The 26,990-nt window shown below is 66.4% G+C and carries 24 protein-coding genes and 1 tRNA gene; 16 read left to right on the plus strand and 9 right to left on the minus strand.

Annotated features, from left to right (window positions below; genetic code table 11):
* The first annotated feature begins 5 nt into the window (after positions 1-5).
* The 3 genes from AC3WMR_RS28800 (at position 6) to AC3WMR_RS28810 (ending at position 2,019) form a co-directional block, all read left to right on the plus strand.
* Positions 6-788, plus strand: coding sequence for a helix-turn-helix domain-containing protein (locus tag AC3WMR_RS28800; RefSeq protein ID WP_492266529.1), 783 nt, complete (start codon positions 6-8; stop codon positions 786-788).
* A gap of 164 nt (positions 789-952) precedes the next feature.
* Positions 953-1,111, plus strand: a complete 159-nt coding sequence (locus AC3WMR_RS28805) for a hypothetical protein (RefSeq protein ID WP_492266528.1) — start codon at positions 953-955, stop codon at positions 1,109-1,111.
* Positions 1,108-2,019, plus strand: a complete 912-nt coding sequence (locus tag AC3WMR_RS28810) for an alpha/beta hydrolase (protein ID WP_492266527.1) — start codon at positions 1,108-1,110, stop codon at positions 2,017-2,019. Before AC3WMR_RS28805 ends, AC3WMR_RS28810 begins: the two co-directional genes overlap by 4 nt.
* A 14-nt stretch (positions 2,020-2,033) precedes the next feature.
* On the opposite strand, the gene AC3WMR_RS28815 is transcribed toward AC3WMR_RS28810, so the two are convergent.
* Positions 2,034-2,507, minus strand: a complete 474-nt coding sequence (locus tag AC3WMR_RS28815; RefSeq protein WP_025136667.1) for a YkgJ family cysteine cluster protein — start codon at positions 2,505-2,507, stop codon at positions 2,034-2,036.
* Positions 2,508-2,727: 220 nt separating this feature from the next.
* Here AC3WMR_RS28815 and AC3WMR_RS28820 point away from each other — a divergent pair, with 220 nt between their 5' ends.
* A complete protein-coding gene (locus AC3WMR_RS28820; protein WP_492266526.1) occupies positions 2,728-3,333 on the plus strand; it encodes a DNA-3-methyladenine glycosylase I in 606 nt (201 codons plus the stop codon).
* On the opposite strand, the gene AC3WMR_RS28825 is transcribed toward AC3WMR_RS28820, so the two are convergent.
* The gene (locus AC3WMR_RS28825) at positions 3,317-5,221 is read right to left on the minus strand and encodes an LTA synthase family protein (RefSeq protein ID WP_492266525.1); all 1,905 of its coding nucleotides are present in this window, start codon (positions 5,219-5,221) and stop codon (positions 3,317-3,319) included. The two genes, AC3WMR_RS28820 and AC3WMR_RS28825, sit on opposite strands and share 17 nt — an antisense overlap.
* A gap of 296 nt (positions 5,222-5,517) precedes the next feature.
* Here AC3WMR_RS28825 and AC3WMR_RS28830 point away from each other — a divergent pair, with 296 nt between their 5' ends.
* The gene (locus tag AC3WMR_RS28830; RefSeq protein WP_492266524.1) at positions 5,518-7,593 is read left to right on the plus strand and encodes an AsmA family protein; all 2,076 of its coding nucleotides are present in this window, start codon (positions 5,518-5,520) and stop codon (positions 7,591-7,593) included.
* A 60-nt stretch (positions 7,594-7,653) separates the two neighbouring features.
* Here AC3WMR_RS28830 and AC3WMR_RS28835 read toward each other — a convergent pair whose 3' ends face one another.
* Both AC3WMR_RS28835 and AC3WMR_RS28840 read right to left on the minus strand, forming a co-directional pair.
* Positions 7,654-9,249, minus strand: a complete 1,596-nt coding sequence (locus AC3WMR_RS28835; protein WP_492266523.1) for a diguanylate cyclase — start codon at positions 9,247-9,249, stop codon at positions 7,654-7,656.
* 11 nt (positions 9,250-9,260) lie between these two features.
* The gene (locus AC3WMR_RS28840; RefSeq protein ID WP_492266564.1) at positions 9,261-9,905 is read right to left on the minus strand and encodes a TetR/AcrR family transcriptional regulator; all 645 of its coding nucleotides are present in this window, start codon (positions 9,903-9,905) and stop codon (positions 9,261-9,263) included.
* A gap of 116 nt (positions 9,906-10,021) precedes the next feature.
* Between AC3WMR_RS28840 and AC3WMR_RS28845 the strand changes: the two genes are divergently transcribed.
* Positions 10,022-10,768 (plus strand): SDR family NAD(P)-dependent oxidoreductase, encoded by a 747-nt coding sequence (locus tag AC3WMR_RS28845; RefSeq protein ID WP_492266522.1) that lies wholly within the window; start codon positions 10,022-10,024, stop codon positions 10,766-10,768.
* A gap of 192 nt (positions 10,769-10,960) precedes the next feature.
* Positions 10,961-11,036 (plus strand) — tRNA-Lys (locus tag AC3WMR_RS28850).
* Positions 11,037-11,141: 105 nt separating this feature from the next.
* Here the strand turns inward: AC3WMR_RS28850 and AC3WMR_RS28855 are convergent.
* Positions 11,142-11,765, minus strand: coding sequence for an FMN-dependent NADH-azoreductase (locus tag AC3WMR_RS28855; RefSeq protein ID WP_492266521.1), 624 nt, complete (start codon positions 11,763-11,765; stop codon positions 11,142-11,144).
* Positions 11,766-12,074: 309 nt separating this feature from the next.
* Here AC3WMR_RS28855 and AC3WMR_RS28860 point away from each other — a divergent pair, with 309 nt between their 5' ends.
* The 6 genes from AC3WMR_RS28860 to AC3WMR_RS28885 all read left to right on the plus strand — a co-directional run bounded on the left by AC3WMR_RS28860 (position 12,075) and on the right by AC3WMR_RS28885 (position 18,106).
* The gene (locus tag AC3WMR_RS28860) at positions 12,075-12,584 is read left to right on the plus strand and encodes a sigma-70 family RNA polymerase sigma factor (protein ID WP_492266520.1); all 510 of its coding nucleotides are present in this window, start codon (positions 12,075-12,077) and stop codon (positions 12,582-12,584) included.
* Positions 12,571-13,581, plus strand: coding sequence for a FecR domain-containing protein (locus AC3WMR_RS28865; RefSeq protein ID WP_492266519.1), 1,011 nt, complete (start codon positions 12,571-12,573; stop codon positions 13,579-13,581). Before AC3WMR_RS28860 ends, AC3WMR_RS28865 begins: the two co-directional genes overlap by 14 nt.
* A 130-nt stretch (positions 13,582-13,711) precedes the next feature.
* A complete protein-coding gene (locus AC3WMR_RS28870; protein WP_492266518.1) occupies positions 13,712-16,168 on the plus strand; it encodes a TonB-dependent siderophore receptor in 2,457 nt (818 codons plus the stop codon).
* A 106-nt stretch (positions 16,169-16,274) separates the two neighbouring features.
* Positions 16,275-16,943, plus strand: coding sequence for an HAD family hydrolase (locus tag AC3WMR_RS28875; protein WP_492266517.1), 669 nt, complete (start codon positions 16,275-16,277; stop codon positions 16,941-16,943).
* A gap of 117 nt (positions 16,944-17,060) precedes the next feature.
* Positions 17,061-17,708, plus strand: a complete 648-nt coding sequence (locus tag AC3WMR_RS28880; RefSeq protein ID WP_492266563.1) for a YiaD family glycine zipper/OmpA-like lipoprotein — start codon at positions 17,061-17,063, stop codon at positions 17,706-17,708.
* Positions 17,709-17,779: 71 nt separating this feature from the next.
* Complete coding sequence (locus AC3WMR_RS28885; RefSeq protein WP_492266516.1) at positions 17,780-18,106, plus strand: 4a-hydroxytetrahydrobiopterin dehydratase; 327 nt, start codon at positions 17,780-17,782, stop codon at positions 18,104-18,106.
* A gap of 76 nt (positions 18,107-18,182) precedes the next feature.
* On the opposite strand, the gene AC3WMR_RS28890 is transcribed toward AC3WMR_RS28885, so the two are convergent.
* From AC3WMR_RS28890 to AC3WMR_RS28900, 3 genes are all read right to left on the minus strand, one after another.
* Positions 18,183-18,881 carry a DUF6776 family protein gene (locus AC3WMR_RS28890; RefSeq protein WP_025136683.1) on the minus strand — a complete coding sequence of 233 codons (699 nt, stop codon included), beginning with the start codon at positions 18,879-18,881 and terminating at the stop codon, positions 18,183-18,185.
* 157 nt (positions 18,882-19,038) lie between these two features.
* Positions 19,039-19,725, minus strand: a complete 687-nt coding sequence (gene murU, locus AC3WMR_RS28895) for an N-acetylmuramate alpha-1-phosphate uridylyltransferase MurU (RefSeq protein ID WP_492266515.1) — start codon at positions 19,723-19,725, stop codon at positions 19,039-19,041.
* Complete coding sequence (locus AC3WMR_RS28900; RefSeq protein ID WP_492266514.1) at positions 19,725-20,765, minus strand: aminoglycoside phosphotransferase family protein; 1,041 nt, start codon at positions 20,763-20,765, stop codon at positions 19,725-19,727. Before AC3WMR_RS28900 ends, murU begins: the two co-directional genes overlap by 1 nt.
* Positions 20,766-20,933: 168 nt before the next feature.
* Here AC3WMR_RS28900 and AC3WMR_RS28905 point away from each other — a divergent pair, with 168 nt between their 5' ends.
* From AC3WMR_RS28905 to rsmA, 3 genes are read left to right on the plus strand one after another with little or no spacing between them, the layout of a single operon-like run.
* Complete coding sequence (locus AC3WMR_RS28905; RefSeq protein WP_492266513.1) at positions 20,934-23,339, plus strand: LPS-assembly protein LptD; 2,406 nt, start codon at positions 20,934-20,936, stop codon at positions 23,337-23,339.
* Positions 23,336-24,910: a peptidylprolyl isomerase gene (locus tag AC3WMR_RS28910; RefSeq protein ID WP_492266512.1), complete on the plus strand. Its 1,575-nt coding sequence runs from the start codon at positions 23,336-23,338 to the stop codon at positions 24,908-24,910. The genes AC3WMR_RS28905 and AC3WMR_RS28910 overlap by 4 nt, the downstream gene beginning before the upstream one ends.
* Before the next feature lie 19 nt (positions 24,911-24,929).
* A complete protein-coding gene (gene rsmA / locus AC3WMR_RS28915) occupies positions 24,930-25,721 on the plus strand; it encodes a 16S rRNA (adenine(1518)-N(6)/adenine(1519)-N(6))-dimethyltransferase RsmA (RefSeq protein ID WP_025136688.1) in 792 nt (263 codons plus the stop codon).
* Between the two features lie 121 nt (positions 25,722-25,842).
* Here the strand turns inward: rsmA and AC3WMR_RS28920 are convergent, their stop codons facing one another.
* A complete protein-coding gene (locus tag AC3WMR_RS28920; RefSeq protein WP_492266511.1) occupies positions 25,843-26,985 on the minus strand; it encodes a glycerate kinase in 1,143 nt (380 codons plus the stop codon).
* Positions 26,986-26,990: the final 5 nt, after the last annotated feature.

The following is a 26,990-nucleotide window of genomic DNA, read 5'->3' on the forward strand; positions in this document are numbered from 1 at the left end:
CAACCATGTTCCAAGTGACCGTGGTCCACCACGCCCTTCCCGATGTCTTGCTGACTCCCTTCAGCATGCGTCACCCGCGGGAATCCAAAGGCATTTTCGTCCCTGACCATGTCCATAACGAGGGCATGCTGGTGCTCGTGCACGAGGGGGTGGTGATGGTGCAGGCGGGCGCGCAGGTGTGGACGGTATTGCCGGGCAGCCTGGGCTGGATTCCTCCCGGGGTGAGCCATGCGGCGCGCTGGTTCGGCGAGGCGCGCGGGTCGTTCCTGTACGTGCGGGAGGACGCCTGCGCCCGGTTGCCGACGCACTGCCGTTCGTGGCCGTCGTCCAAGCTGATCGACGCGCTGGTCGAACGTTTCACCACCGCGCCGGTCGGCGCGCTGTCCGACGCCTATCTCGAGCAGCTGTTCGATGTGTTGCTGGCCGAGATCGCGCAGCGCGAACACGCGCCGCTACTCTTGCCCATGCCCGATGACCCGCGTCTGCAGGACCTGGCCAATTCGCTGCTGGGCACGCCCGACGACCCGTCGGGCATCGACGAATGGGCCCAGCGCCTGAACATGTCTTCGCGCACGTTGATGCGGCGTTTCCGTCAGGAAACCGGCGTGACGCTGGGCCAGTGGCGCCAGCAGGCGCGCCTGTTGCGGGCGCTGGAATTGCTGTGCAGCGGCGGGTCGGTGACCGAGGCGGCGCTGTCGGTCGGCTATGAGAGCACCAGCGCGTTCATCGGCAGTTTCCGCACGGCGTTCGGTACCACGCCGACACGTTACCTGGCCGGACGGGAATAGGCGCCCAGCCGCTACCTGGCCAGGGCAGGGCAGGCGCTCAGCGGTTTACGGATCTTCACTTTTTTCCGACAGATTTGCGGATCTTCCCGCACGCCCCTTGCCTACCATGGCGCCAGGGTAGGACAGGTCTTCTCGTCCTGCCCTCCATGCATCAAGGGTGTTCCATGACTTGCCAACCTTTCCTCGTTCTCTCGCCGGCCGGGAGCGCCGGCGCCGCCGTGGCGCCGGCCCCGGCAAACGCCTTCGCCCAGATCCTGGCGCGTCTGCTGGCGGCCACCCGCCGCGCCTGGCAGCTCGAGGCCGCCGCGGGGAGCGCCTCGTGATCCCGCAACCGACCATGCAACCGGCCGGGCAACGTACCGGCGCGCTGCTGATCCACGGCCTGGGCGGCACGGAATTCGATATGGGCTCGCTGCACAAGGTACTGGCGCGCGCGGGGGTGGAAACCCACGGCGTGACGCTGCCGGGCCATGCCGGCCGCCCCGAGGACCTGCTGGACGTGCGGGTCGAGGACTGGATGGACGTAGTGACTCGCCGCTACCGCGAGCTGTGTGCCCGGTACGACGTGGTGCACGTCATCGGCATGTGCCTGGGCGCTTTGCTGGCGGTCGAGCTGTGCAAGCGCGAATCGCACACCCGCGGGGCCTTGGTGTCGCTGTCGGCGCCGGTGTTCCTGGATGGCTGGAGCACGCCCTGGTATCGCGGGTTGCGTTATCTGCTGTACCACGTGCCAGGCGTGCCGCGCCGCATCCGGGTCGAGGAAGAAGACCCTTATGGCGTCAAGAGCGAACTGGTGCGGGCCTTCATCAAGGCGGGTTTCGCGCGCGGCGATGGTTTCCACTACCAATGGGTGCCGCTGGCCTGCGTGCGCCAGGTGGATCGCCTGCGCGGCATGGTCAAGCGCGGGCTGGAACAGATGCGCTGCCCGACCTTGGTGATGCACGCGGTCGAAGACGAACTGACCAGCCCGCGCTCGGCGCGGCTGTTGGGCGAGCGCATTCCTGGCGCCTCGGTCGTGCTGCTGCAGGACAGCTATCACATGATCTGCGTGGACCACGAACGCGAACGGGTGATGCAGAACGTGCTGGAATTCCTGGGCAAGGACCCGGGCATCGTGCGGGCTCGCCGACGCGCCGCCGAGCCTCAGCGCGGCCGCACACAAGCGGCGCAACAGCCGGCGCAACAGCCGGCGCAGCAACCGGCGGACAGCCTGCTGGCGGTGGCCCGCTAGCGCGTTGGCCGACGTCAGGCCGCAGCCGGCTGGTCGGGTTGGTTGGGGTGCGACGGGCCTTGCGGATCGTTTTCGGCGTCCGGGCGCGGCGGCACGGCGGGCAGCCCCAGGCTCAGCCGCAGGCGCTGGCAGTCAGGGTTGGGCGAGCCGTCGGGTTGCCAGATGTCGAATTCGCGGCAGGGCGTGGGGCGGTTTTCGTAGATGGCGCAATGGATGCCGGGCTTGCCCAGTTCGCCGCGCAGCGAAATGCAGCGGCCGCCGCCCATTTCCGTGCCCTTCATGCAGGCCCGCAACGGGCTCATCTGCGTGACCAGCTCGATGGGCACGTGGCCGCCGTTTTCACCGGCCAGTTCGCCGCAATAGAACGACACCCGGAAATGTGAGCAACAGGCGCCGCAGTCCAGACAGGGATTGGCGGCCGGGTTGGCGTCGCCGGCCAGCGTGGCGGGCGACACGAACGTGATGACGGATGTCTCGAGCAGGGACATGGCGTGGGAAGTCCGAAAGCCTGTCCGGCTCCGGCTGCGGCCGGGCGCGTCCGGGGCATGTCGCCCGCGCGCCTGGCAGATCCGGCAAGGGCGCGCGGACACGGCCGGCGCGGGATCAGGGTCGGAAATAGTAGCTGGATTCGGCTTGCGGCTGCTACGACTTTTTTCGGGGACGTGGCTGGAGTAGCATCGGGAACCGATTGCCGCCAGGACCTTATCCATGAATGCCAATTCCGCCTTCCCCGACGGCCGCGCCCGTTGCGGCTGGGTCGACACTTCCGCCGACTACATGGCCTATCACGACACCGAATGGGGCCGCCCGGAAGGCGACGACCGCGCCCTGTTCGAACAGCTCTGCCTGGAAGGTTTCCAGTCCGGCCTCAGCTGGCGCACCATCCTGAACAAACGCGAGGCTTTCCGCCGTGGTTTCGCCAATTTCGAACCGGCCAAGGTGGCGCGCTTTGGCGAGAAGCAGGTGCTGGCCTTGCTGGCCGATGCCGGCATCGTGCGCCATCGCGGCAAGATCGAAGCCGTCATCAACAACGCCCAGCGCGCGCTGGAAATGATCGAACGCGAAGGCTCGCTGGGCGCTTATCTGTGGCGCTTCGAGGCGCCTGCGGGGGCGCCGTCCGCACTGGGTGCGTCCACGTCGGAACAATCCGACGCCCTGTCCAAGGCGCTCAAGAAACTGGGCTGGAAGTTCGTCGGCCCCACCACGGTCTACGCGTTCATGCAGTCGGTCGGCATGGTCAACGACCACCATCCCGACTGCTATTGCCACAGCCTCAGCGAACGCGCACGCAAGTCATTCAGACGGCCGGCGTGATGGTCGCCGCGCCGGGTATGCAATAACGCCCTTCGCGATAGGCCCAGCTGGGCCACAGGGCGTGGGCCAGCGCTTCGGCGGCCAGGTCCGGGTCCAGCGGCACCGGCGCGTAGTCTTCCGGCGCGGTGTAGCGGTACTGCACGGGCGTCTTGTTGGGGGCCATCACCAGCAGGTCGTTTTCCTTCAGGTAACCGTAGGTATTGTCGTACTGCATGATGGCGCGGCCCGGCGTGCTGCGGGTCAGGTCGTGGCCGATCATGGGGTGTTCGGTATCCACGCCCATCAGCGACAGCAGCGTGGGCGCCAGGTCGATCTGGCTGATCAGCCGGTCGTCGCGACGCGCTTCGATGCCGGCGCCCAGGATCACCGCGGGAATATGGAAGTGGCGCACCGGCACCAGGCTGGCGCCGAACACGCGCGAATCGTGGTCGGCGGCAATCAGGAACACCGTGTTTTCCCAGTACGGCGCGTCCTTGGCCCGCTCGAAGAAGCGGCCCAGCGCCCAGTCGGCATAGCGCACGGTGTTTTCCACGGTGGCGGGGTTACCTTCGGTCTGGATACGGCCCGCCGGGTATTCCCAAGGCGAATGGTTCGACACGCTGAACGCCAGGGTGAATGTCGGCTTGTCGCCATCTTCGCGCAGCAGCCGGTCCAGCTGGTTGAACATGTCTTCGTCGGACGCGCCCCAGGTGCCCACGAAGGCCGGGTCCACGAAGTCTTCGCGATCGACGATCTGCTTGAAGCCGTTGCCCAGGAAGAAGCCCTTCATGTTGTCGAAGTGCGACTCGCCGCCATAGATGAAGCGCGAGTGGTAGCCATGGCGGCCCAGCAGATCGGCCAGCGAGAAAAAGCCGCGTTGCGAGCGCGGCAGCTTCAGCACGGCCTGGGCCGGGGTGGGCAGAAAGCCGGTCACTACGGCTTCCAGGCCGCGCACCGAGCGCGTGCCGGTGGCGTAGGCGCGGGTGAAGGTCCAGGCGTCGCGTGCCAGGGCATCAAGTTCCGGCGTGAGGTTCATGCCGCCCAGGCCGGCGCTGTACTGCGCGCCCAGGCTTTCTTCCAGGATGATCACCAGGTTCAGCGGCCGCGCCGTCTTGCGAGTGGCGGGCTGGCGATGCAGGCTGGGGTGGTCTGCGTTGGCGGGGGGGTAGGGCAGGCCGGCCTGGGTCAGCACACGCCGGTGCATGTCGTCATCGTCCATGCCGCCATACACGGCAGAGGCCGACTTTTCGTTCTTCATGCTGTAGACGGCATAGAACACGTTATAGAGCGAGTTCAGCGCCAGGGTGTTGAGCATGCCGTCTGAGCTATAGGCCACCGACGATGGGTTGATGGGCCGGTGGCCCAGCGTGCCGCGGATGGCCAGGATGACGACGGCCAGGATGGCCAGGCTGGCCAGCGGCATCTGCCACCAGGCCAGTTGCGGGTCGGGCGAGGCGTGGCCGAACAGGGTGTAGGCACCCCAGCCGATCAGCGCCAGCGCGCCAAAGCCGCCCAGCAGCGCGGCCTTGTAGCCCCGCCAGAGCATGCCCGATACCTCGCGCGGGTGCTTCAGGTATTCGACGAACAGCCGGTTGGGGCGGGTGTCGTATTCCAGGATGAAGGGCGGCGTGGCCACTTCCAGGAACGCCAGCAGGATGAAGGCGACCAGGTACCAGATGCCGGCGGCCGTGGCGGCGAAGGGCAGGTGGCCCAGCCAGGGCGACAGCACCGCCGGCAAGGCGGCCAGCACGCAGATCTGATGGGCGTCGATGCGCAGGCCGCCGAGCAGCAGGGGCGCCAGGCCGCCCGCGTTGCGCACGCGCTGCCATTGCCATGCGGCCAGCGCCAGGCGGCTCAGTGTCAGCAGCGCAAAGGCCGCCACCACGAAAATCAAACTCGAATGCCGCATCGGGCCTCCAGGTAGTACTGCTGTCCGCCCCAGTCGGGTTTACGGGATCGGGGTGATCGCGCATTTGAACAGGGGTGGCGTCGAAAATTCGGTAGGGATTATTCCGTCCGCTGGCGGAAAAAGCCGGAGGTGGGCAGTCTGCTTTGTAACTTTTGCCGACCACGCACTCTATGACACTGAAAAATCCGCACACATTATGAGGCCGGCAAGCTTAACCTGCCCGGCCTCGCGCGCTACCCTTGAGCTAATTAGGGCCGGGGCATCGGCGCTCCGGCAGCAAAGGCAAGGTGATAACGATGACGCGCAAAACAAAAATAGCGGTCGGGATTGCCGGGGGGCTGGTCCTCCTGGTCGTGGTGCTGGGAGTGGTGATCGCCACGTTTGACTGGAACCGCGCCAAGCCCATGATCAATGAGCGGGTCACCGCGGCCATTGGCCGGCCGTTCGCGATCAATGGCGACCTGAGCGTGCAATGGACGCGCGAAGTCGACGAAGGCGGCTGGCGGGCCTGGGTGCCATGGCCGCACGTGGTCGCCAATGACATCAGCGTCGGCAATCCGGACTGGGCCAGGGCGCCGCAGTTCGCCACCTTGAAGCGTGGCGAGTTCAGCCTGTCGCCACTGCCGCTGCTGAGCCATCGCGTCGTGATCCGGCGCATCCAGTTGACCGAGCCCGCCGCCGACCTGGAACGCTTGGCCGATGGCCGTGCCAACTGGATTTTCACGTTGCCCGAATCGGGCGAGCCGTCGCCCTGGGTGCTGGACATCAATGAAATCGGCTTCGACAAGGGGCGGGTGGGCTATGCCGATGCCATCCTGCAGGCCGACCTGACCGTGCTGGTCGATCCCCTGGGCAAGCCGGTGCCGTTCGCCGACGTGGCCGGGTCGGCCTTCGTGCCGCAAGACGGCGCGGCGCTGGCGCCGCGCGACTATGTCTTCGGCTGGAAGGTCGATGGCAAGTACAAGGGCCTGGCCACCAAGGGCGAGGGCAAGGTGGGCGGCATGCTGGCCCTGCAAGACCCCAGGCAACCCTTCCCGGTGCAGGCCGACGTCGCCATCGGCGGCACCAAGGCGTCGGTGACCGGCACGCTGACCGACCCGGCCAACCTGGGGGCGCTGGACCTGCGCCTGAAGCTGTCGGGCGGGTCCATGGCGCAGCTGTATCCGCTGACCGGCGTGACCTTGCCGGACACGCCGCCGTATTCCACCGACGGTCATCTGGTGGCCAAGTTGCGCAATGCGGGGGGCGCGGTGTTCGACTACCGCGACTTCAATGGCCAGGTGGGCAATAGCGACCTGCACGGCGATGTGTCGTTTTCGCTGGCGGCGCCACGTCCCAAGCTGACCGGCAAGCTGTCGTCCAGGCAATTGCGCATGGCCGACCTGGGGCCGCTGGTCGGGGTGCCTTCGGGCAAGGCCGCGCCGGCCCAGGACAAGCCCAAGGACGCGCCGGCCAAGCGCGCCGGCGGCAAGGTGCTGCCGGACCAGGCCTTTCGCACCGATCGTTGGCGCGACATGGATGCCGACGTCTCGCTCGAGGCCGGCCGCATCGTGCATGACGCCAAGCTACCCTTGTCGGACCTGACGGTGCACGTGGTGTTGCAGGACGGGCAGCTGACGCTGGACCCGCTGCGTTTCGGCATGGCGGGCGGCACCATGGCCGCGACGCTGCATCTGGACGGATCCAAGGCGCCCATGACCGGGCGCGTCGACATGCACGCGCGGCGCCTGCGCCTGAAGCAGCTGTTTCCCGCTACCGAGTCCATGCAGAAGACGCTGGGCGAAATGAACGGCGACCTGGCCTTGTCAGGCACGGGCAATTCCGTGGCCGCGTTGCTGGGTACGGCGTCCGGCGACGTGAAGATGCTGGTCAACGATGGGGTGATCAGCCGCAGCCTGATGGAAATCGCGGGCCTGAACGTGGGCAATTACGTGGTGTCCAAGCTGTTCGGCGACGACGAGGTCAAGATCAATTGCGGCGCGGCCGACCTGGAAATGAAAAGCGGCGTGATGACGCCGCGCGTGTTCGTGTTCGACACCGAGAATGCCCTGATCAACATCACGGGCCCCACCGACTTCAAGAACGAGAAACTGGACCTGGACATCACGCCGGACAGCAAGGGCTTCCGGATCTTCTCGCTGCGCTCGCCGCTGTACGTGCGCGGCACGTTCGGGTCTCCCGACGTGGGGGTGCACGTACTGCCCCTGGCGGCGCGTGGGGCGGGCATGGTGGCACTGGGCGTGATCCTGACACCGGCGGCAGGCTTGTTGGCGCTGATCGCCCCCAGCACCACCGACGACAATTCCTGCGCCACGCTGCTCAAGCAGATGCGGGTGCCGCCCAAGGCGCCGGCGCCTGCCAAGGGCAAGTAGGGTGGGCGATGCGGCCGGGCCAGTGTCGACGGCGCTGGCGCCGTCTCGCTGCGTGGCCGCCTAGCGGGGCAGCGCCATCCGCGCGCCGTCGGGGGCGTGGTTGTCGGCGATGCAGACGGCATTGCGGCCGTGGTTCTTCGCGTAGTAGAGCGCCCGGTCGGCCCGCTGGATGACTTCGTCCAGCGTCGCGCCGTGTTCCGGGTAATGGGCCACACCCGCCGACATGGTGATCGGCGCGGGCAGGCCCGCGGCGGCGCCCAACTGGGCCAGCTTCAGTCGCAGCCGTTCGGCGGTGGCCACGGCCGCCGCCAATGGCGCACCCGGCATCAGCATCACGAATTCCTCGCCGCCGCTGCGCGCCACGGTGTCGCCGCTGCGCGAGCCTTCGGTCAGGAGCGTGGCCAGGGCCTGCAAGGCGCGGTCGCCGGCCGCGTGGCCGTAGCGGTCGTTGATGTGCTTGAAGTGGTCGATGTCCATCGCCACGATCGACAGCGGCGTTTCCGCCGCCTGCAGCAGCGCCATCGCCTCGTCCAGGCCGCGGCGGTTCAGCAGCCCGGTCAGGGTGTCGGTGGTGGAGGCGCGGCGCAGGTCGCGAATCTTGTGCTGGATCGACGCCAGCCCCATCAGCAGCGCGCGCTTGAGCTGCGAGGCCTCGAAATACCACGACCGCACCTTGCGGATGCGCTCGGTCGAATCGGGGTCCTGCATGCGCTTGGCGATGCCGGCCAGCTCTCCCAGTGGACGCGCGATCCAGCGCGACAGCAGCCACAGCAGCACGATGGACAGCAGCAGGAGCGGCAGGGTGTTGCGGGCGGTCGCCATCAGCAGGTCGTTCAGCGGCAGCAACGTGCTGGCCACTGGCCGCTGCGCGATGATGGTCCAGCCCGTGCTGGGCACTGGCGCGTAGCCGGCCAGTATCTCGGCGCCGTCCGCGTCGGTGAAGCGCAGCTCACCGGTTTCGCCGCGCAGCGCCGCACCCAGCTTGGCCTTGTCGGCGGACATGTGGCCCAGGCGGCTGCGGTCGGGGTGGTAGATCAGCGTGCCATCGCGCGCGAGCACGTACAGCAGCGAATCGTCGCGATTGAAATGCTGGCCCAGCAGGCGGTCCAGCACATTGTCTTCGTGCAGGTAGAGCGTGCCGGCGATATAGCCCAGGTAACGGTAGTCGCGGGAAAAGATCGGATGGGTGTACAGGATCAACCAGCGGCCGGTGCTGGCGCGAAAGGGTTCGCTGATGAACGGGCGCCGGGTGGTCAGCGCGGTCTTGGCCGCATCGCTGGTCATCTGCTGGCCCTTCAACTGCGGGTACGACGGCGACACCGCTTGCACCATGCCATCCGGCGCCACCACGAAGCTGGAATTGAAATGCCCCAGTTGTTCTTCCTGGCGGCGCGTTTCCGATGCGGCGAGTTCGGGGTGGGCCTCCATGTCGGCCAGCGTGTCGGCGCTGAAGGCCAGGTGGCGGCGCAGGTCGCCCAGGAAGTATTCGGTGGTGGCGGCCAGCTTGGCCGCGTAGACGCGGTTGCTTTCCAGCGCGTTGTGCAGCAGCAGGTCGCGCTGGACGAGATAACTGGCATGCAGGCCCGCCGCCAGGACCAGGAAAATCGACAGCAGGCTGATCCACAGGATGAGGCGCCGGAGGTCGATGCGGAACATGGGAGATCCCGTCAGGAAGGGGCGCGGCCTGGGGGTAGGCCGGAAGGGGGCATGCCGCCGGTGAGCGCATCCCAGGCGCACATCGCCTGGCGCGCCACGGCTTGCAGAGTCTTGCGGCTGGCGCCGTCGCGCGCCTGAATGGACATCCCGTGCAGGATGGTGGTGTAGAACGCCGCCAGGTTTTTCAGATCGGCGCCCGGGGGCAGTTCGCCCGCGGCCGCGCCGGCGGTCAGGCGGGCCAGGATGCGGCCTTGCATTTCACGGCGGTTGTCGCCCAGAAAGGCGCCGACCCCGTCGTGGTTGTCAGCGCCGGAGGGCGCACCCAGAACGATCAGACAGCCGGGCGGCGCGCCCGGCGCCGTGAAGCGGTCGGCGGCGGCCAGCAACATGCCTTGCACCGCATCGCGGGCGGTCTCGGCATCGGTCAGGGCGCGCCGAGAGGCGGCGCCGTCGGTGTCGCGATAAAGCTGCACCGCTTCACGAAATAGTCCTTCTTTTGAGCCGAATGCGCCGTACAGGCTGGGCGAGTTGATGCCCATCGCAGCCGTCAGATCGGTTAGCGATGCACCTTCATATCCCTTCGACCAGAACACTTCCATGGCCTTGCGCAAGGCCTGGGCTCGGTCGAAGTTCCGGGGGCGCCCACGTTCTGCCATGGGGCGAATTTTACTCGCGAGCGCTATTTTGTGTTGATCGATAAGAAAATCGTTGACGACCGGGTCGAGTCGATGGATGATATTTGTACTGATCACTACAAATTAAGGATGATCCCATGCAGACTCTGAACGGAAAGGTGGCTTTCGTGACCGGCGGCAGCCGGGGCATCGGCGCGGCGATCGTCCGCCGCCTGGCCGCGGATGGCGCGGATATCGCATTCACCTATGTCAGCGCCTCGTCGAAAGACGCGGCCACGGCGCTGGCGCGCGAACTCGAGGCCAACGGCCGCCGCGCGCGCGCCATCCAGGCGGACTCGGCGGATCCGGCCCAGGTCCGCCAGGCGGTGGAGCAGGCCATCGAACAGCTGGGACCGGTGCACGTGTTGGTGAACAACGCCGGCATCTTCCTGGCCGGTCCGCTGGACGAGGTCACGCTGGATGACTACGACCGCACGATGAACATCAACGTGCGTGCGCCTTTCGTCGCGATCCAGGCCGCGCAGGCGTCGATGCCGGACGGCGGCCGCATCATCAACATCGGCAGTTGCCTGGCCGAGCGCTCGGGGCGGGCGGGCGTCACGCTGTATTCGGCCAGCAAGTCGGCGTTGCTGGGCATGACCCGCGGGCTGGCGCGCGACCTGGGCGCACGCGGCATCACCGTCAACGTCGTGCACCCCGGCCCCATCGACACCGACATGAACCCCGCCGACGGCGACCATGCCGCCGACCTGGTGGCGGTGCTGTCGTTGCCGCACTACGGCGAAGTGCGCGACATCGCCGGCATGGTGGCATTCCTGGCTGGTCCGGACGGACGCTACGTGACGGGCACGGGCCTGGCCGTGGATGGCGGCTACGCGGCGTGACGGGCCAGGGCGGAGCGCTGCGGCGAGGTCGCAACGCCGTCGTTGCCCGTGATATTTGTGGTCGATCTGCGACCGACTTGCACAAATAAAAAAAGCTCCCTATAATCTTGCTTCTTCGCAGTTCACACACAACGAGACGCAACGGCAACAGCGCAAGCCAAGCCCGACCAGATTGAAGTGAATGAATGTGCAGGGCTGTTAGCTCAGTTGGTAGAGCAGCGGACTCTTAATCCGTAGGTCGAGTGTTCGAGCCACTCACAGCCCACCAGAATTCAAAAAGCCGTTGACGATGCAATCGTCAGCGGCTTTTTTCATTTCCGGCCGATTCGACGGCGCGCGAACCCATCGAAACGATGGGGCCGCCTCAGTCCTTTTAGAAATCCCCCGCCATCGCCACTGCCCGGGCTTTGCCCTGTTCCAGGGTTTCCGGCGCCAGCGCATCCCAGGTGTGTTCCACCGTCAGGCTGCGGACCTCTTGCACGCCGATGAATTTCAACCAGAAGTCGATGTAGTTGGCCTGGTGCGAGAACCCGGGGCTGTGCGCGCTCGCGGCTTGATCGTGGCTTTGTCCGCGCACGTGGATCGCCAGTGCCCGCTTGATCTGCAACATCGGCCCGTAGGCTTGGCCATCGAAGGTGAAGAGCAGGTTGCGCTGGCTGACCAGGTCGATCAACTGCTTGAGCTTGTAGGGGTAGCCGAAATTCCACATCGGCACGCCCACGATGATCCGGTCGGCTTCCTGAAAGCGCCTGGCCAGTGCTTCGATGCGGGCCCAGGCCGAGGATTCGGCATCGTTCAACGGCGTTTGCGAGACGCGCTTGTACTTGGCGCCGATGGCCTGGCTGTCGAAGTCGGGCAAGTCTTCTTGCCAGACATTCAGCGTATCGACCTCTAGCGACGGACAGGCCTGGCGGCAGGCGTCAATGAATGCGTCGGCGATGGCGACGGACGCGGATTGTTCGCCGCGGGGGGAAGAGACGATGTTCAAGAGACGCATGTTGGGGACCCGGATAAATGGCGTGTGCGATGACGATGCCGGAGATGGGCTATGGCCTGCCGGCACCATACGATTGCAATTGCAATCGTATGGGCGAGGATTGTATCGCCACACGATTTAATTGCAAACGCAACATTGCCGGGGGCGCGCGTGACACGGCGGCGGGCGTTTGGCTGGGGGCCGGAGTGGACAGGGTTGATGATCGCTTGCCGTCTGGCCCGCGCGTAAATTATTATTAAGAATAATTCGCATTTCATGTCATGAAATCATTTCGTGAAAAGCGCCGCGCCAACTCCCCGCCTGTCCCCCATGTCCGCGACCTCCGCCCAGCCCATCGAAGTGCTCTATGGCGACCATCACGGCTGGCTGCGGGGTTGGTTGCGCAAGCGGCTGGGCAATGCGTTCGATGCCGCCGATCTGGCGCATGACACCTATGTGCGCATCCTGGCGTCCGGCGCCACGCCGCAGCCGGAACAGTCGCGCCGCTACCTGACCCAGATCGCCAATGGCCTGCTGATCGACCTGTATCGGCGCCGGGGCCTGGAGGCCGCTTACCTGGAGGCCATCGCGGCGCTGCCCGAGGCGCTGGCGCCGTCGGAAGAGACGCGTGCGCTGGCGCTGGAAGCGTTGGTCGAAATCGACACCATCCTGCACAAGCTGCCGCGCAAGGCGCGCATGGCGCTGTTGCTGTGCAAACTGGACGGGCTGGCGTACCGCGAAATCGCCGAACGGCTGCATGTGTCGGTGTCGTCGGTGGAAAAGTACGTCGCGGCCGCGCTGCTGGCGTGCTACCAGGCGCTTTACGATGGCGCGGACTGATGCATTGGGGCGGGTGCCGCCTGTGACGGGGCAGGGGCCGATCGACCCGGCGATCGTGCGGCGCGCGTCGGCCTGGATGGCGCGCATGTGGTCGGGCGAGGCCAGCGCCGCGGATCAAGCCGCCTGTGATGCCTGGCTGGCGGCGCATCCCGATCACCTGCGCGCCTGGACCCGCCTGCAAGTCATGGAAGGCAAGCTGGGCGGGGTGTCCGAGCCCGCTGCCCGGCAGGTGCTGCTGGAAGCCCGCCCGCCGGTATCGGCCGCGCGTCGCAAGGCATTGCAGGCGCTGGGCCTGGCCGCGATGGCTGCGGGCACGGCCTTCACGCTGCGCGAAGCCGGGGGATGGCATGCCCTGACGGCGGACTATCGCAGCGGTATCGGCGAGATCCGCGAGATCGCGCTGGCCGACGGCACCCGCGTGGTGCTCGACAGCCGCTCTGCGATCGATGTGCGGTTTGACGGGCGCGAGCGTCGCATCATTCTGCTGCAAGGCGAAATCCTGGTGTCGACCGCCGCCGACACCCTGGGCAGGCCGTTGCGCGTGCAAAGCCGGCAAGGTTGGGTGCAGCCGTTGGGGACCCGCTTCACCTTGTGCGACGATGATCGCCAGGCCGTCCTGGCAGTCTACGAGGGTGCCGTGGATATCTATCCCGGTGACGCGACCCAGGCGGCCCTGCGGGTGCACAGCGGCCAACGCGCGCATTTCGACGCCCACCGTGCCGAAGGGCCGATGGCCGCACGCGAGGCCGATGCGGCGTGGGCACGTCGGGTGTTGGTGGCCGAAGACATGCGCCTGGCGGACTTCACGGCGCAGCTGGCGCGATATCGCAGCGGTTTCCTGCGCTGCGACCCTGCCGTCGCCGACCTGCGAGTGACCGGCGTGTTCTCGTTGCACGACACCGATCGCGCATTGCGCAGCCTGGCGCTGGGCCTGCCGGTGGACATCCGCTATCGCAGCCCTTATTGGGTGACCGTGAGTGCGAGGGCGATGCCCTAGCGGCGCGTGTCACAATTTTTTTTGGCGAGGCATTGAGGAAATCGTCCGTTCGTCCGGAAGACGTATCAGCCGTAGCACTTCTTCCGTACTTTCTGGGACCGACCTGATGGCCAGCCGCCGCAACGCTTCTTTGCATTTTCTCTCCACCCCCCTGCGCCTGCGCGCTGCCTGCGGGCGGTCGGCGTTTCGTATCGGCCTGGGCATGGGTGCGGCCCTGCTGGCAGCGGCGCCCGCTCTGGCCCAGGTCCCGGGCAGCGGGTCGGCCGCGGGGGTGAATGCCGGGGTGCGCAATTACCGTATTCCAGCGGGGCCGCTGGATCAGGCCCTGACCCGTTACGCCAGCGAGGCGGGTGTCGAGCTGTCGGTGGACGCGGCCTTGACTCGCGGCAAGCAGACGCCGGGCCTGGCCGGCAACTACACCGTGCTGGACGGCTTTGCCGGCCTGCTGCAGGGGCAGGGCTTGCGTGTGGTGCGCGGCAACGGTGGCACCTATTCCCTGCGGCCCGCCCAGCCCGATGGCGCGACCACGCTGCCGGCGGTGACGGTCACCGGCACCGCGGAAACCGCCTGGAGCGCGGTGGACGGCTATGTCGCCACGCGCAGCGCGACCGGCACCAAGACGGACAGCACCATCCTGGAAACGCCGCAATCGATCTCGGTGGTGACGGCCGATTTCATCAAGGAAAGCGGCGCTTCGCGGTTGAAGGAAAGCCTGGCGTACACACCGGGCATCAACACGTCGCCGTGGGGCGCGGATACGCGTTTTGACTGGACGATCATCCGCGGTTTCGACGCGCAGACGCCGGGCTACTACCTGGATGGGCTGCAACTGCGCAACAACAACAGTTGGGCGGTCTGGCAGACCGAGGTGTACGGCGCCGAGCGCATCGAGGTACTGCGCGGCCCGACCTCGGTGCTGTATGGCCAGAACGGCGCGGGCGGCATGATCAACGTGGTCAGCAAGCGGCCCACCGACGAGCCGCTGCGCGAGCTGGAAGTGCAGATGGGCAATCACGACCGGCGCCAGGTTGCCGGTGATTTCTCGGGCCCGCTGGATGAGAATGGCAAGGTGCTCTACCGCATCACGGGCCTGGCGCGCGACGCCGAGCTGCCCGCCAGCGGCCTGCCCAACGATCGATTTTTCATTGCGCCGGCGTTGACGTTGAAGCCGTCCAGCGACACGACGCTGACCTTGCTGTCGCACTACCTGCGGGTGCGGGACGGCAGTTCATACGCCAGTTTCCCGGAGATCGGCACGCAATTGCCGAATCCGAACGGCAAGTTCTCGCGCAATACCTATGTGGGGGAGCCCGGTTTCGATCGCTTCAACCAGGAGCAGTGGATGATCGGCTATCTGCTGGAGCACCGCTTGAATGACACCTGGACGGTGCGCCAGAACACGCGTTACGGCTATACCAGCGTGGACTACCGACAGGTCTATGTGCGCGGCGGCTTCGCCACGGTCAATCCGGATAACCCGGACGATGCGGCCAACTTCCGCTTGCTGGAACGCTATCCGTTCGGCAGCCAGGAGAACGCGCGGCTGTTCACCATCGACAACCAGGCGCAGGCCAAGGTCAGCCTGGGCGACTGGAAGCACACCTTCCTGTTCGGGCTGGACTACCAGCATTCTCGCAACTACCAGCGCACGTACAACGACGGCGTGGTCGATCCGATCGACGGCTATTCTCCGGTGTATGGCAGCCGCGTCGAAACGGCGGCACCCTGGTTCGACGCCACGACCCGCCTGGCGCAGACCGGCCTGTATTTGCAGGACCAGGTCAAATGGGGCAATTGGGTGGCCACGCTGGGCGGGCGTTACGACAAGGCTTCTGCCGACGTGGCCAGCAACATCGACGGCTCGCGCACCAAGATTTCGGAGCACAATTTCAGCAAGCGCGCCGGGTTGGTCTACCTGCATCCGAACGGCTTGGCGCCGTATGTGAGCTATGCGGAATCGTTCTCGCCCACGGCGACCATCGACCCCGAAACCAACAACCCGATGCGGCCCGAGACCGGACGCCAGTATGAACTGGGCATCCGCTATGAACCGCCGGGAGGCCGCAGCCGCTACAGCGCGGCGGTATTCGATCTGCGCCGCCGCAACTACATCACCTACACGCCGGATTTCCTGCCCAGGCAGACAGGCGAAGTCCAGGTGCGCGGGCTGGAGCTGGAGGCCGCGTTCCGGCCGCTGACCCAGATGAATGTGGTGGCGGCTTATACCTACACGCCCAAGGCCGAGATCACGGCCAGCAGCACGCCCAGCGAGGTCGGCAAGCAGATGCAGGCGGTGTCGCGCAACCAGTTTGCGTTGTGGGCCGACTACCGCTTCGAGTCGGGCATCAAGATCGGGCTGGGTGCACGCTATACCGGACCGAACCGTGGGTATCTGGAATCGGCGGCGGAAAAGCTGCCCGGCTATACCTTGTTCGACGCGATGGTCGGCTACCAGATGGCGCACTGGAACCTGGCGCTGAACGTGCGCAATCTGGGCAACAAGTCCTACCTCAGCAACTGCAGCGGCGGTGATTGCCGCTATGGTGATCAGCGCACGGTGCTGGCCACGGCGACTTACCGCTGGTAGGCAGATAGCGCATTAATCCAAGCCTTAAGGGTGGTTGCATCCTGGCTAAACCACGGCGGACGGCGGCCTATCTATAGTGACGGCATCGATTTCCAGGAGTGTCGCCATGTCCGTTGTTGCCTCGCCCGCCGCCTATCCTCGCGCGGTGCTGTTCGATCTGTTGACCGCCTTGCTGGATTCCTGGACGGTCTGGAACGCCGCGGCGGGTTCCGAGGCCCGTGGCCGTGCCTGGCGGGCCGAGTACCTGCGGCTGACCTATGGCTGCGGGGCCTACCAGCCCTACGAACACCTGGTCGAAACGGCCGCCCGGGCCGTTGGCCTGCCCGTCGATGCGCCGGCGGCGCTAGAGGCGGGCTGGGACGATCTGCCGGCCTGGGATGGTGCGCGTGAATTGCTGCAGGCGCTGCGGCCGCATTGTCTGCTGGGCGTGGTGACCAACTGTTCGCAGCGCCTGGGCCAGAGAGCGGCGGCGTTGCTGGGGGTGGATTGGGATGTGGTGGTGACCTCGGAAGAGGCAGGTTTCTACAAGCCAGACCCGCGGCCGTATGCGTTGGCGCTCGCGCGCCTGGACACGCCTGCGTCACAGGCGGCGTTCGTCGCGGGGTCGGGCTACGACCTGTTCGGCACCAGCAAGGTGGGGCTGCGCACCTATTGGCACAACAGGGTCGGGCTGACGTTGCCGGAAGGCGCCCCGGCGCCCGAGGTGCAGTCGCCGCGGCTGGAGGCCGCCTTGCCCTGGCTTGCCGGCTTTCAGGCGCGTAGCGTGGAGCATTGATCCCGGCCGGGTACAAAATGTTGCTCGCCGACCGCTGACACCTGAGGCGTGACTGGACTTAACATGGTCCTTGCTGCCGGCATCCGCCGGCGCATCGACAGGATCGTGGAGGTTGTCATGTACTCAAGAACAATACTCAAGCGTATCGCTGTAGTTGCCGCATCAGGGGCGTTGATGGCGGGTTGCGCCACCCAGCAGCAGACCAATACGGCGGTGGGGACGGGCGCAGGCGCCGCCATTGGTGCAGGCATCGGTGCCTTGATCGGCCACGGCACGGGCGCCGCGGTCGGCGCCGGCATCGGCGCGGTGGCCGGCGGCCTGGTTGGCTACAACTGGAAAGTGGTCAAGGAAGACGTGCAAAGCTCGGGCGCGACGTCGCTGGGCATCGACGTGGTCGAGATGCCGGATGGCAGCCTGAAGGTCAATATCCCCAGCAACGTGTCGTTCGATACGGACAAGACAGACCTCAAGCCGGCGCTGCTGCCGGTGCTGGACAGCGTGGCGCGTTCGCTCAACCAGCATCCCGAACTGCGGGCCAAGGTGGTGGGCCATACGGACAGCACGGGCGCGCTGGCGCACAACCAGACCTTGTCGGTGAATCGCGCACGCAGCGTGACGGACTACCTGTCCAAACAGGGCGTGGCGGCAACACGCCTGTCGATCGAAGGCCGCGGGCCTAACGATCCGATCGGCGACAATGCCACCGCAGACGGCCGCGCGCTGAACCGCCGGGTCGAGATCTACCTGTACGCGGTCAAGCAATAGCGGCGCGTGCCGGGCGCCTGACGCGTAGCCCGCGCCGCGGCGCCCGCCCACGCTTATTCCTGGAGTTCACCATGAGCATGTTTCCCCCTGCCCGCATCGGTACCGACATTGCGGTGGCCGCCCTGTCCGGTTGGCAGGCCGTCGCCATGCGCGACGCCATCGAGAAGCGCTTTCGCTTCGCCAATTTCAACGCGGCCTTCGGCTTCATGTCGCGGGTCGCCATGTTTGCCGAAAAGCTGAACCATCACCCCGAATGGACCAATGTCTACAACCGGGTGGACGTCACGCTGACGACGCACGATGCGGGCGGCGTGACGGAACTGGATGTGCGCATGGCGCAGTTCATGGACGAAGCTGCCGCACAGATGGGGGCGACCGCGCCGAAGGCGGCATCGTAGACGCAGGCGCCGTCCGGTTCGCGTGCCCATAAAAAAACCCGCCGGCATGGCGGGTTTTTCGTGAAACCTGGTGGCCTCAGTTGCGCACGTAGTAGATGCGCATGGCTTGCTGCTTCTGGGCGCCGTCCATCACGCGCAGCACCACGACCTTGGGGGTGAAGCCGTCGGGCAGCTTCAGTTGGCCCAGGGCGTAGTCGTAGCGGTCGACATTGAGCGACGGGCCTTCCGGGGTGACCGTGGCCGCGCGACCGTTGGGGTAGCTGCCGTCGATGGAGAAGGTGAGCGTGCCCTTGAAGGGGGCGCCGGTGCGCTCTTCGCGCATCACCAGCACCTGGTAATCGAGCTGGCCGGGCTGGCGCTTGAAGGTGGCCGAGCGTATGCCCAGGTTGCCGCCGCGGGGATCGGGCGGCATGGCGTCCTGGAACAGGACCAATTCCTTGTTCTGGGTTTCCAGCTTGGCGCGGGCGTCGGCCAGGTCGGCGGTGAGCTTTTCGTGGCCGGACTTGTTGGCGTCGCGCTGCTGCGTGGCTTCTTCGAGCTGGCTTTGCAGGCGCTGGTTCTCAAGCTTGGAGGCGCTGAGTTCGCTGTGCAATTGCTCGGATTGCTCGACGGTCAGGCGTTGCGGACCGTAGTTGGTTTGCAGGAAGAGCACGCCGCCTGCGCCCAGGGCGATGCCCACCAGCAGCAGGACCAGCCAGCGCGGCATGCGGCGCGTGCGTTGGCCGGGTTGGTATACGGAGGGCTTGAACACGGCCCGTTGCGATCTTCCGAACATCCCCATTCCTAGAAAACTTCCTGTGTGTTGCCTGGCTGTGCGCTGCGCGCGCGAGCCAAAGCGTCAGAGAATACCCGGTTAACCCGGGGCGTTGGGCGCGCGGACAAGCCTCGTTGCGCACCTTGATATTGTGAAATATGTGGACATTGGTCGGGACTCAAACCGGGCGGGCAGCGAGCTGCGCGTCGAGGTCGGCCAACCGTTGGGGGGTGCCGACGTCTGTCCATCGGCCTGTATGGCGTGCGCCGCGCACCTTGTCCTGTTCCATGGCTTGCCGCAGCAGGGGGGCCAGTTTGGCGGTCGTGCCGGGGGCAATGCCCGCGAACAGGCTGGGATGGTAGACGCCGAAGCCGGAATAGGTCAAACGGGGTTCGCCGTGGTCATGCACCCGGCCATCGGGTTCCAGCACGAAATCGCCCGTGGGGTGATGCGCCGGGTTGTCGACCATGAGCAGCCAGGCGCTGTCCGCCGGCAGGCGGGCGGCGAGGGCGGGGGCGGTGGCCACGTCCCAGTCGCACCAGATATCGCCGCTGATCACCAGAAATGGGGTCGGACCCAGCAGTGGCAAGGCCTGGGCGATGCCACCCGCCGTTTCCAGGGCAGTGCGTTCCGGCGAATAGCGGATGCGCACCCCGAAGTCGGCGCCGTCGCCAAGTGCGCGTTCGATTTCGTGCCCCAGCCAGGCGTGGTTGATCACTACGTCGCGGATGCCGGCCGCGGCCAGGCGTTCCAGGTGCCAGACGATCAGCGGCTTGCCGCCGACCGGCAGCATGGGCTTGGGCAGGCGGTCGGTCAGCGGGCGCATGCGCTCGCCGCGGCCCGCGGCCAGGATCATGGCCCGCATCAGAAGGTGTACCCGACGCTGACCTGGCGGTCGTCCAGCTTGTCCAGCAGGCGCAGGAGGGGGGTGAAGACACCATAGCGCTGGGCCACCTGGCGCACGTAGCCGTTCACGCGAGGCATGTGGGCCAGGTAATGGGCCTTGCCGTCGCGGTGGTTCAGGCGCGCGAACACGCCCAGGATGCGCAGGTTGCGCTGCAAGCCCATCCATTCGTAGGCGCGGTGGAATTCGGCGAAGTCGGCGTCTACCGGCAGGCCGGCGGCGCGCGCCATTTCCCAGTAGCGGATGGCCCAGTCCAGTTGCTGGGGTTCTTCCCAGGTGGTGCGGGCGTCGGTGACCAGCGACGCCAGGTCGTAGGTGATGGGCCCGGCCAGGGCGTCCTGGAAGTCGATGACGCCCGGGTTGGGGCCGTATTGCGGCTGGTCGCAGACCATCAGGTTGGGCGAATGGAAGTCGCGGTGCACCAGCACGGTGGGCTGGTTGCCGTTGCTGGCGGACAGCAGGGCGAAGATCTTTTCCAGGGCCAGCGCGGTCTTGTCGTCGATGACGGCGCCGTGGTGCTTCTGCACGTACCACTCGGGGAACAGCTTGAGTTCGTCCGCCAGCCGGGACGTGTCGTAAGTGGCCAGGCCGGTGGTGGCGGCCTGCTGCAGCCGCACCAGCGCGCCCAGGGCATCGCGGTACAGCGACTGCAGGCGGGCGTCGTCCAGGCCTTCCTGGATGCGCTGGTAATAGGTCTGTTCGCCCAGGTCGGACAGCAGCAGCAGGCCCTGGTCCAGGTCTTGCGCCAGTACGGCGGGCACGTTCAGGCCGGCATCGCGCAGCAGTTGCCCCACGTGCAGGAACGGGCGGCAGTCTTCGTGCTGGGGCGGGGCGTCCATGACAATCAAGGTGCGGCCGGCGGCGTCCAGGCGGAAATAGCGGCGGAAGCTGGCATCGGCGGAAGCGGGACGCAGCGTGTCCAGCGCCAGGCCCAGCTGGGCGGGCAGGCCTGCCAGCCAGGCGCGGATCTGCGCGAGGCGGGGGTCGTGATCGTTTTTCAAGGAAGATCCGTGTCAGAAGGGCAATATTGCTGAAATTTGGGTTCCGCGCACATAAGGCTGGGCGTCTGGCGCGGCTTCTCTATAATACCGGCTCGTTTCCGTTAGCATTGGCCCTTCTTGGGCGCCGGTGCCTGGTTCCCCCATCGTAAAAAAGGGCTGTTTTCACTCGTGCGCAAGGTTCGGTGGTTGATCCTATCTGCTATCAGCGTCGCCGGGGCCGCTCAGGCCCAGGGCAGCCAAGGTTCGGCTCCCTCGTCGACGTCGATCACCGCGGCTCCCGAGCTGCGCACCTCCCCCGGGCTGCGGATGCACCGCCTGCCGGACGGGAACATCCCTGCCTACATGGAGGCCGACACGATCGAAGGTGATCCGGACTCCGACCTGACCCTGACCGGCGCGGCGCAGGTGCGCCGCATCGATGGCGTGATCAAGGGCGACCGCATCAACTATCGCAAGGACACGGGCGACGTCGACGTCCAGGGCAATGCGCGCATGATGCGCGATGGCACCCTGGTGACCGGTCCGACCGCCAAGTTCAACGTCGACAAATACTCCGGCGAAGTCGAGAAGCCCAACTTCTGGCTGGGCGCTACTGGCGGCTTTGCCGTGGCCGACAAGGCCGACATTTTCAGCAAGTCGCAGATGCGGCTGCACACGGTGACCTACAGCGGCTGCGCTTGCGAGACGCCGTCCTGGTACATCAAGGCCAACACGGTCGACATCGACTTCGACGAAAACGAAGGCGTGGCCCGTAACGGCGTGCTGTACTTCAAGGATGTGCCGATCCTGGCGTCGCCCTACATGACCTTCCCGGTCAAGAAAGAGCGCAAGTCGGGCTTCTTGATGCCCACGTACGGCACCACCAGCAAGGGCGGCTTCGATTTCTCGCTGCCTTACTACCTGAATCTTGCACCGAACTACGACGCGACCATCCAGCCGCGTTATTTCTCCAAGCGCGGCTTGCAGATGGGTGGCGAGTTCCGCTACCTGGGGTCGAACTTCGGCTCCAGTTATGGCGGCAGCCTCTACGGCGCCTACCTGCCCAACGACAACGTCAGCGGCAACGATCGCTGGATGTACTGGTGGCGTCACCAGCAACTCTTTTCCAATGGCTTCTACGCCGACTGGGATGTTGCCAAGGTGTCGGACAATGATTACTTCCGGGACATTTCCCAGTTGGGTCTGAATCAGGCGTCGACGACCTATCTGCCACAGCGTGCGCGGGTGGGTTGGGCATCGAACTACTGGAATGCTTACGCCCAGGTCTACAAATACCAGACCTTGCAGGATCCCAACGCCCTGCTGACGCCGCCGTACGACAAAGAGCCCGAGCTCTACCTGCGCGGCGCCCGCTACGATTGGGGCGGTTTCGACGCCGAATGGACCTCGACCGCCGTTCGCTTCAGTCAGCCGCTGTTGCTGGGCAAGCGCAACGGTCCCAATGGCGACCGTCTGCAGACGTATCCGACGGTGTCCTACCCCATTGTCCGTCCGGGCTGGTTCGTGGTGCCCAAGGTGGGCGTCAATTACACCCAGTACCAGACCAGTTGGTACAACGGCGACTACCTTGGCCTGAATACCGGGACCGCCAACGCCGGCACCTCGGTCGGCTATCCGCGTTCGCAATCGCGCACCGTGCCGATCATGTCGCTGGATACCGGCCTGATCTTCGAGCGTGACACCACGCTGTTCGGCAAGGCGTCGACGCAAACGCTGGAACCCCGCCTGTACTACCTGCGCGTGCCGTATCGCGACCAATCCAAGATTCCGGTTTACGACACGTCGCTGTCCGACTTCAGCTTTTCGCAGGCCTTCGAAGAGAACATCTATACCGGTGGCTGGGACCGCATTTCCAATGCCAACCAGTTGACCGCCGCGTTGACGACCCGTTGGCTCGACGCCTCGACCGGTTTCGAGCGCGCGTCGCTGGCCGTGGCGCAGCGTCTGTACTTTGCCGACCAGCAAGTGACGCTGCCCGGCGAGACGCCGCGTGAAAACGTCCGTTCCGATTTCCTGGTCGGCGCCAGCGCTGCGCTCACCGACACGTTCACCACCGACGTGGCCGCGCAGTACAACCCTTACGACAATCGCTGGTCGCGCACGCTCCTGAGTGGCCGCTGGTCGCCGCAGCGCCTGACCACGATCGCATTGGCCTACCGTTATCAGCGCGATCCGCAAACCGGTGTTCAGTACCAGCCTCAAGGCCAGAACCAGATCAGCCTGGCGGTGCAGTGGCCGTTCACCAAGCGCTGGTATGGCGTGGGCCGGGTTGACTACTCGCTGCGCAACGGGCCCTCCAGCACCGTGAGCGGCACGACCGATTCCCCGCGTATCACGCAGGCCATTGCCGGCCTCGAGTACAAGGGCAATTGCTGCTGGGTGGGTCGGATGGTGTTCCAACGCTATGCCGTGTCTGCCACCGACGCCAATACGGCGCTGTTTTTCCAGCTTGAGTTGACCGGACTGGGTTCCCTGGGAACCGATCCGATGAACCTGCTGAATAGAAGTATCCCCGGTTATTCGAACATCACCCCGCCTGTTCCTACCGGGACCACATTTGAAAGGTATGAATGATGCGTAGGTTGCACTCTTTGCGTCGCTTCTCCGGCAACGCGCTGTTGCTGGCCGTTTGCGCCGCCTTCTCCGCCGCGCACGCGGCGGAGCCGACCGGCAAGGGCGGCAAGAACGCGCCCACCGCGCAGAAAGCCGCGCCGCAGCCTGCGGGCGAACAGTTCGTCGATGGCATTGCCGCCGTGGTCGACAAGGATGTGATCACCCTGCGCGAACTGCGCGACGCCTCGCTGCGCATCGCTGGCGAACTCAAGGCGCGCGGCATCCAGGTGCCTGACGACAAGACGCTGCAGCACCAGGTGCTGCAACGCCTCATCATGGAACGGGTGCAGCGCCACGAAGCCGATCGCATGGGCATCCGCGTCGACGAAGCCCAGGTCGACCAGGCCATCAAGACCATCGCCGACCGCAACAAGATCACTGCCGCGCAACTGCGCCAGGAAATCGAGAAGTCCGGCACCACCTGGGACAGCTACCGCAAGTCGCTGCGCGACGAAATCCGTTCGGATCGCCTGCGCCAGCGCGCGGTGGATTCCAACATCGTCATCTCCGATGCCGAAGTGGACGCCTTCCTGAAAGACCAGCGCCGCAACCCGGCGTTCGCTGCCGCTTCGCAGCCGGCCCAGCAGGCCGCGCCGCAGGCGCAGCCGGAAGCGGCGCCTGAACAGGCTGCCGCTGCCGCGGGCCCGATGCTCTACGCTGTCGCGCAGATCCTGGTGCGTGTGCCGGAAGGCTCGTCGCCGGACCAGGTGGCTGCCTTGCGCAAGAAGGCCGAAGATCTGCTGGCGCGTGCCAAGCGCGGCGACGACTTCGCCAGCCTGGCCGCTGCCGGTTCCGACGGTCCCGAAGCCTTGCAGGGCGGGGTCATGGGCGTGCGTCCGCTGGACGGCTGGCCCGACCTGTTCGCCAAGGCCATTGCCAATCTGCAAAAAGGCCAGGTCAGCGCGCTGCTGCAAAGCGGCAACGGCTTCCATATCCTGAAGGTCATGGACCGCGGCACGGCCCAGCCCGCGCCCAGCCGCACGGCCCGCGCACCGGCGCCCACGCCGGCGCCGCAGCCGCGTCCGCAGCCCCAGGCACAAGCGCCGCAAGGCCCCGTGGAAGTGATGCAGACGCACGCGCGCCACATCCTCATCAAGACCTCGACCGTCATGAGCGACGAGCAGGCGCGTCAGCGCCTGGAACAGGTGCGTCAGCGCCTGGTGGCCGGCGATGCCAAGTTCGAAGACATGGCGCGCCAGTACTCGCAGGACGCGACCGCGCCGCAGGGCGGCGATCTGGGCTGGCTGAACCCGGGCGAGACCGTGCCGCCCTTCGAGGCTGCCATGAACGCGCTCAAGCCGGGTGAAATCAGCCAACCCATCCAGACGCCGTTCGGCTGGCACCTGATCCAGGTCGAAGAGCGCCGCCAGCATGACGCCACCGACGACTTGGCGCGCATGAAGGCCCGCCAGATCCTGTTCGAGCGCCGCGCCCAACCCGCTTTTGAAGATTGGCTTGATCAACTGCGCGCCCAGGCGTACGTGGACAACCGCCTTGAAAAGCAGGACCGTATCAACCAGAACAACCGCTGATCACCAGCCCGGGCTTTACATGTCTTCACACCAGGCGCGCAAGCGTTTTGGCCAGAACTTCCTGACCGACGAAAGCGTGGTCGAGTCCATCGTCCGGGCGGTCGGACCCGCCCGCGACGATGCCGTGGTCGAGATCGGCCCCGGCTTGTCGGCCCTGACCCGGCCGCTGCTCGAACGGCTGAACCACCTGACCGCGGTGGAAATCGACCGCGACCTGGCGGCCCGCCTGCGCAAGCAATTCGAACCCGACCGCCTGACGGTGGTCGAGGCCGATGCCCTGACAGTGGATTTCTCGCAGTTCGGCAACGGCCTGAGGGTGGTGGGCAACCTGCCCTACAACATCTCCAGCCCGCTGCTGTTTCACCTGATGACCTGGGCCGATCACATCCGCGACCAGCATTTCATGCTGCAGCGTGAAGTGATCGACCGCATGGTGGCGCAGGCCGGCAGCGGCGATTTCAGCCGTCTGTCCGTGATGCTGCAATCGCGCTACCGCATGCACAAGCTGTTCGACGTGCCGCCCGAGGCCTTTGATCCGCCGCCCAAGGTGGTGTCTGCCATCGTGCGCATGGTGCCGCTGCCGGCCGACCGCCTGCGGCCGGTCAGCGAGCGGGCCTTCGAAACCGTGGTGGCCCGCGCGTTTTCGCAGCGTCGCAAGATGCTGCGCCGGGTGCTGGCCGACTGGGCGCCGCAAGTGCCCTGGGAAGCGCTGGACATCGCGCCCACGGCGCGCGCCGAAGATATCTCGGTGGATCGCTACATCCGCTTGTCCGATGCGCTGGTCGAGGCCGGCATCTTGCAACGCGGCTGAAACTGCATCGCCATCAAGAAAGCCCGCGTCGAGCGGGCTTTTTTTCGTGCCGGAAAACGGCGTCGCATTGGCGGTGCCGGGAAAACGGCACGGTGAAAACAGCGCAGCGAAAACGTGCGGGCTACAGCATGCGCTTTTGCGCCGCCATCCATAGCTGCATGACATCGCGCGCGCGATCGTGCAGCAGACGCTCGGCGTCGGTCAGGGCCTGCTGCAGCGTGATGGGGCCGGGCGCCAGGCTGAAGGCGGCGCTGATGCCGCAGGCGTGCAGGGCCTCGTAGCCCTCGCCCAGCGAGCCGGCCAGGGCGACCACCGGCACGCCGGCCTGGCGGGCGATGCGGGCGACACCGGCGGGTGTCTTGCCGCGCAGGGTCTGTGCATCCATGCGGCCTTCGCCGGTGAAGGCCAGCGTGGCGCCTTCCATGGCCGCGGCCAGGCCGCCGAGTTCGGCAACGATGTCCACGCCAGGACGGAACTGCGCGTTGAGGAAGGTCTTGGCCGCAAAGCCCAGGCCGCCCGCCGCGCCGGCACCGGCTTCGTCGCGGCGGTCGCTGCCCAGCTGGCGCGCACAGACGTCGGCAAAGTGCGACAGCATGTCGTCCAGCGCGTTGACCTGTTCGGGCGTCGCGCCTTTTTGCGGACCGAAGATGTGCGACGCGCCTTGCGGGCCGCACAGGGGGTTGTCGACGTCGGACGCAATGTCGATGCGGACATCGGCCAGACGCGCATCGAGCCCGCGCGCGTCGATGCTGGCCAGTTGGCCCAGCGCGCCGCCGCCCGGCGGCAGGCTGCGGCCTTCTTTGTCGAGCAGGCGCAGGCCCAACGCCGTGAGCATGCCGGCGCCGGCGTCATTGGTGGCCGAGCCGCCCAGACCCAGGATGATGTGCCTGGCGCCCGCATCGAGCGCGGCCAGGATCAATTCGCCCACCCCGTGGCTGCTGGCGCGCAAGGGGTCGCGCTTGGACGGCGCGATCAGTTCCAGGCCGGCCGCCGCGGCCATTTCGGTGATGGCGGTACCGTCATCGAGCAAGCCCCAGACGGCATCGACCTTATGGCCCAGCGCATCGTTGACGGTGCGTTGGCGCGCCTGGCCGCCCGCCGCGGCCAGCACGGCCGCTACCGTGCCTTCGCCGCCGTCCGCCATGGGGATGCATACCGTGTGCGCGCCGGGGAAGGCGGCCTTGACGCCGCGCGCGATGGCCGCTGCGGCGTCGGGTGCGGAGACGCTTTCTTTGAACGAGTCGGGAGCGATGACGATTTTCACGGAGT

This window comes from Achromobacter sp. FW305-C-28 (assembly GCF_058783235.1).

Bases quoted from the DNA above. Each gene is read 5' to 3' on its own strand.
- AC3WMR_RS28880 (WP_492266563.1), top strand. From the start codon at position 17,061: ATGTACTCAAGAACAATACTCAAGCGTATCGCTGTAGTTGCCGCATCA.
- AC3WMR_RS28835 (WP_492266523.1), bottom strand. From the start codon at position 9,249: ATGTTCCGCATCGACCTCCGGCGCCTCATCCTGTGGATCAGCCTGCTG.
- AC3WMR_RS28855 (WP_492266521.1), bottom strand. From the start codon at position 11,765: ATGCGTCTCTTGAACATCGTCTCTTCCCCCCGCGGCGAACAATCCGCG.
- AC3WMR_RS28860 (WP_492266520.1), top strand. From the start codon at position 12,075: ATGTCCGCGACCTCCGCCCAGCCCATCGAAGTGCTCTATGGCGACCAT.
- AC3WMR_RS28865 (WP_492266519.1), top strand. From the start codon at position 12,571: ATGGCGCGGACTGATGCATTGGGGCGGGTGCCGCCTGTGACGGGGCAG.
- AC3WMR_RS28845 (WP_492266522.1), top strand. From the start codon at position 10,022: ATGCAGACTCTGAACGGAAAGGTGGCTTTCGTGACCGGCGGCAGCCGG.
- AC3WMR_RS28825 (WP_492266525.1), bottom strand. From the start codon at position 5,221: ATGCGGCATTCGAGTTTGATTTTCGTGGTGGCGGCCTTTGCGCTGCTG.
- AC3WMR_RS28890 (WP_025136683.1), bottom strand. From the start codon at position 18,881: ATGTTCGGAAGATCGCAACGGGCCGTGTTCAAGCCCTCCGTATACCAA.
- rsmA (WP_025136688.1), top strand. From the start codon at position 24,930: ATGTCTTCACACCAGGCGCGCAAGCGTTTTGGCCAGAACTTCCTGACC.
- AC3WMR_RS28805 (WP_492266528.1), top strand. From the start codon at position 953: ATGACTTGCCAACCTTTCCTCGTTCTCTCGCCGGCCGGGAGCGCCGGC.
- AC3WMR_RS28830 (WP_492266524.1), top strand. From the start codon at position 5,518: ATGACGCGCAAAACAAAAATAGCGGTCGGGATTGCCGGGGGGCTGGTC.
- AC3WMR_RS28885 (WP_492266516.1), top strand. From the start codon at position 17,780: ATGAGCATGTTTCCCCCTGCCCGCATCGGTACCGACATTGCGGTGGCC.
- AC3WMR_RS28910 (WP_492266512.1), top strand. From the start codon at position 23,336: ATGATGCGTAGGTTGCACTCTTTGCGTCGCTTCTCCGGCAACGCGCTG.
- AC3WMR_RS28820 (WP_492266526.1), top strand. From the start codon at position 2,728: ATGAATGCCAATTCCGCCTTCCCCGACGGCCGCGCCCGTTGCGGCTGG.
- AC3WMR_RS28815 (WP_025136667.1), bottom strand. From the start codon at position 2,507: ATGTCCCTGCTCGAGACATCCGTCATCACGTTCGTGTCGCCCGCCACG.
- murU (WP_492266515.1), bottom strand. From the start codon at position 19,725: ATGCGGGCCATGATCCTGGCCGCGGGCCGCGGCGAGCGCATGCGCCCG.
- AC3WMR_RS28840 (WP_492266564.1), bottom strand. From the start codon at position 9,905: ATGGCAGAACGTGGGCGCCCCCGGAACTTCGACCGAGCCCAGGCCTTG.
- AC3WMR_RS28800 (WP_492266529.1), top strand. From the start codon at position 6: ATGTTCCAAGTGACCGTGGTCCACCACGCCCTTCCCGATGTCTTGCTG.
- AC3WMR_RS28875 (WP_492266517.1), top strand. From the start codon at position 16,275: ATGTCCGTTGTTGCCTCGCCCGCCGCCTATCCTCGCGCGGTGCTGTTC.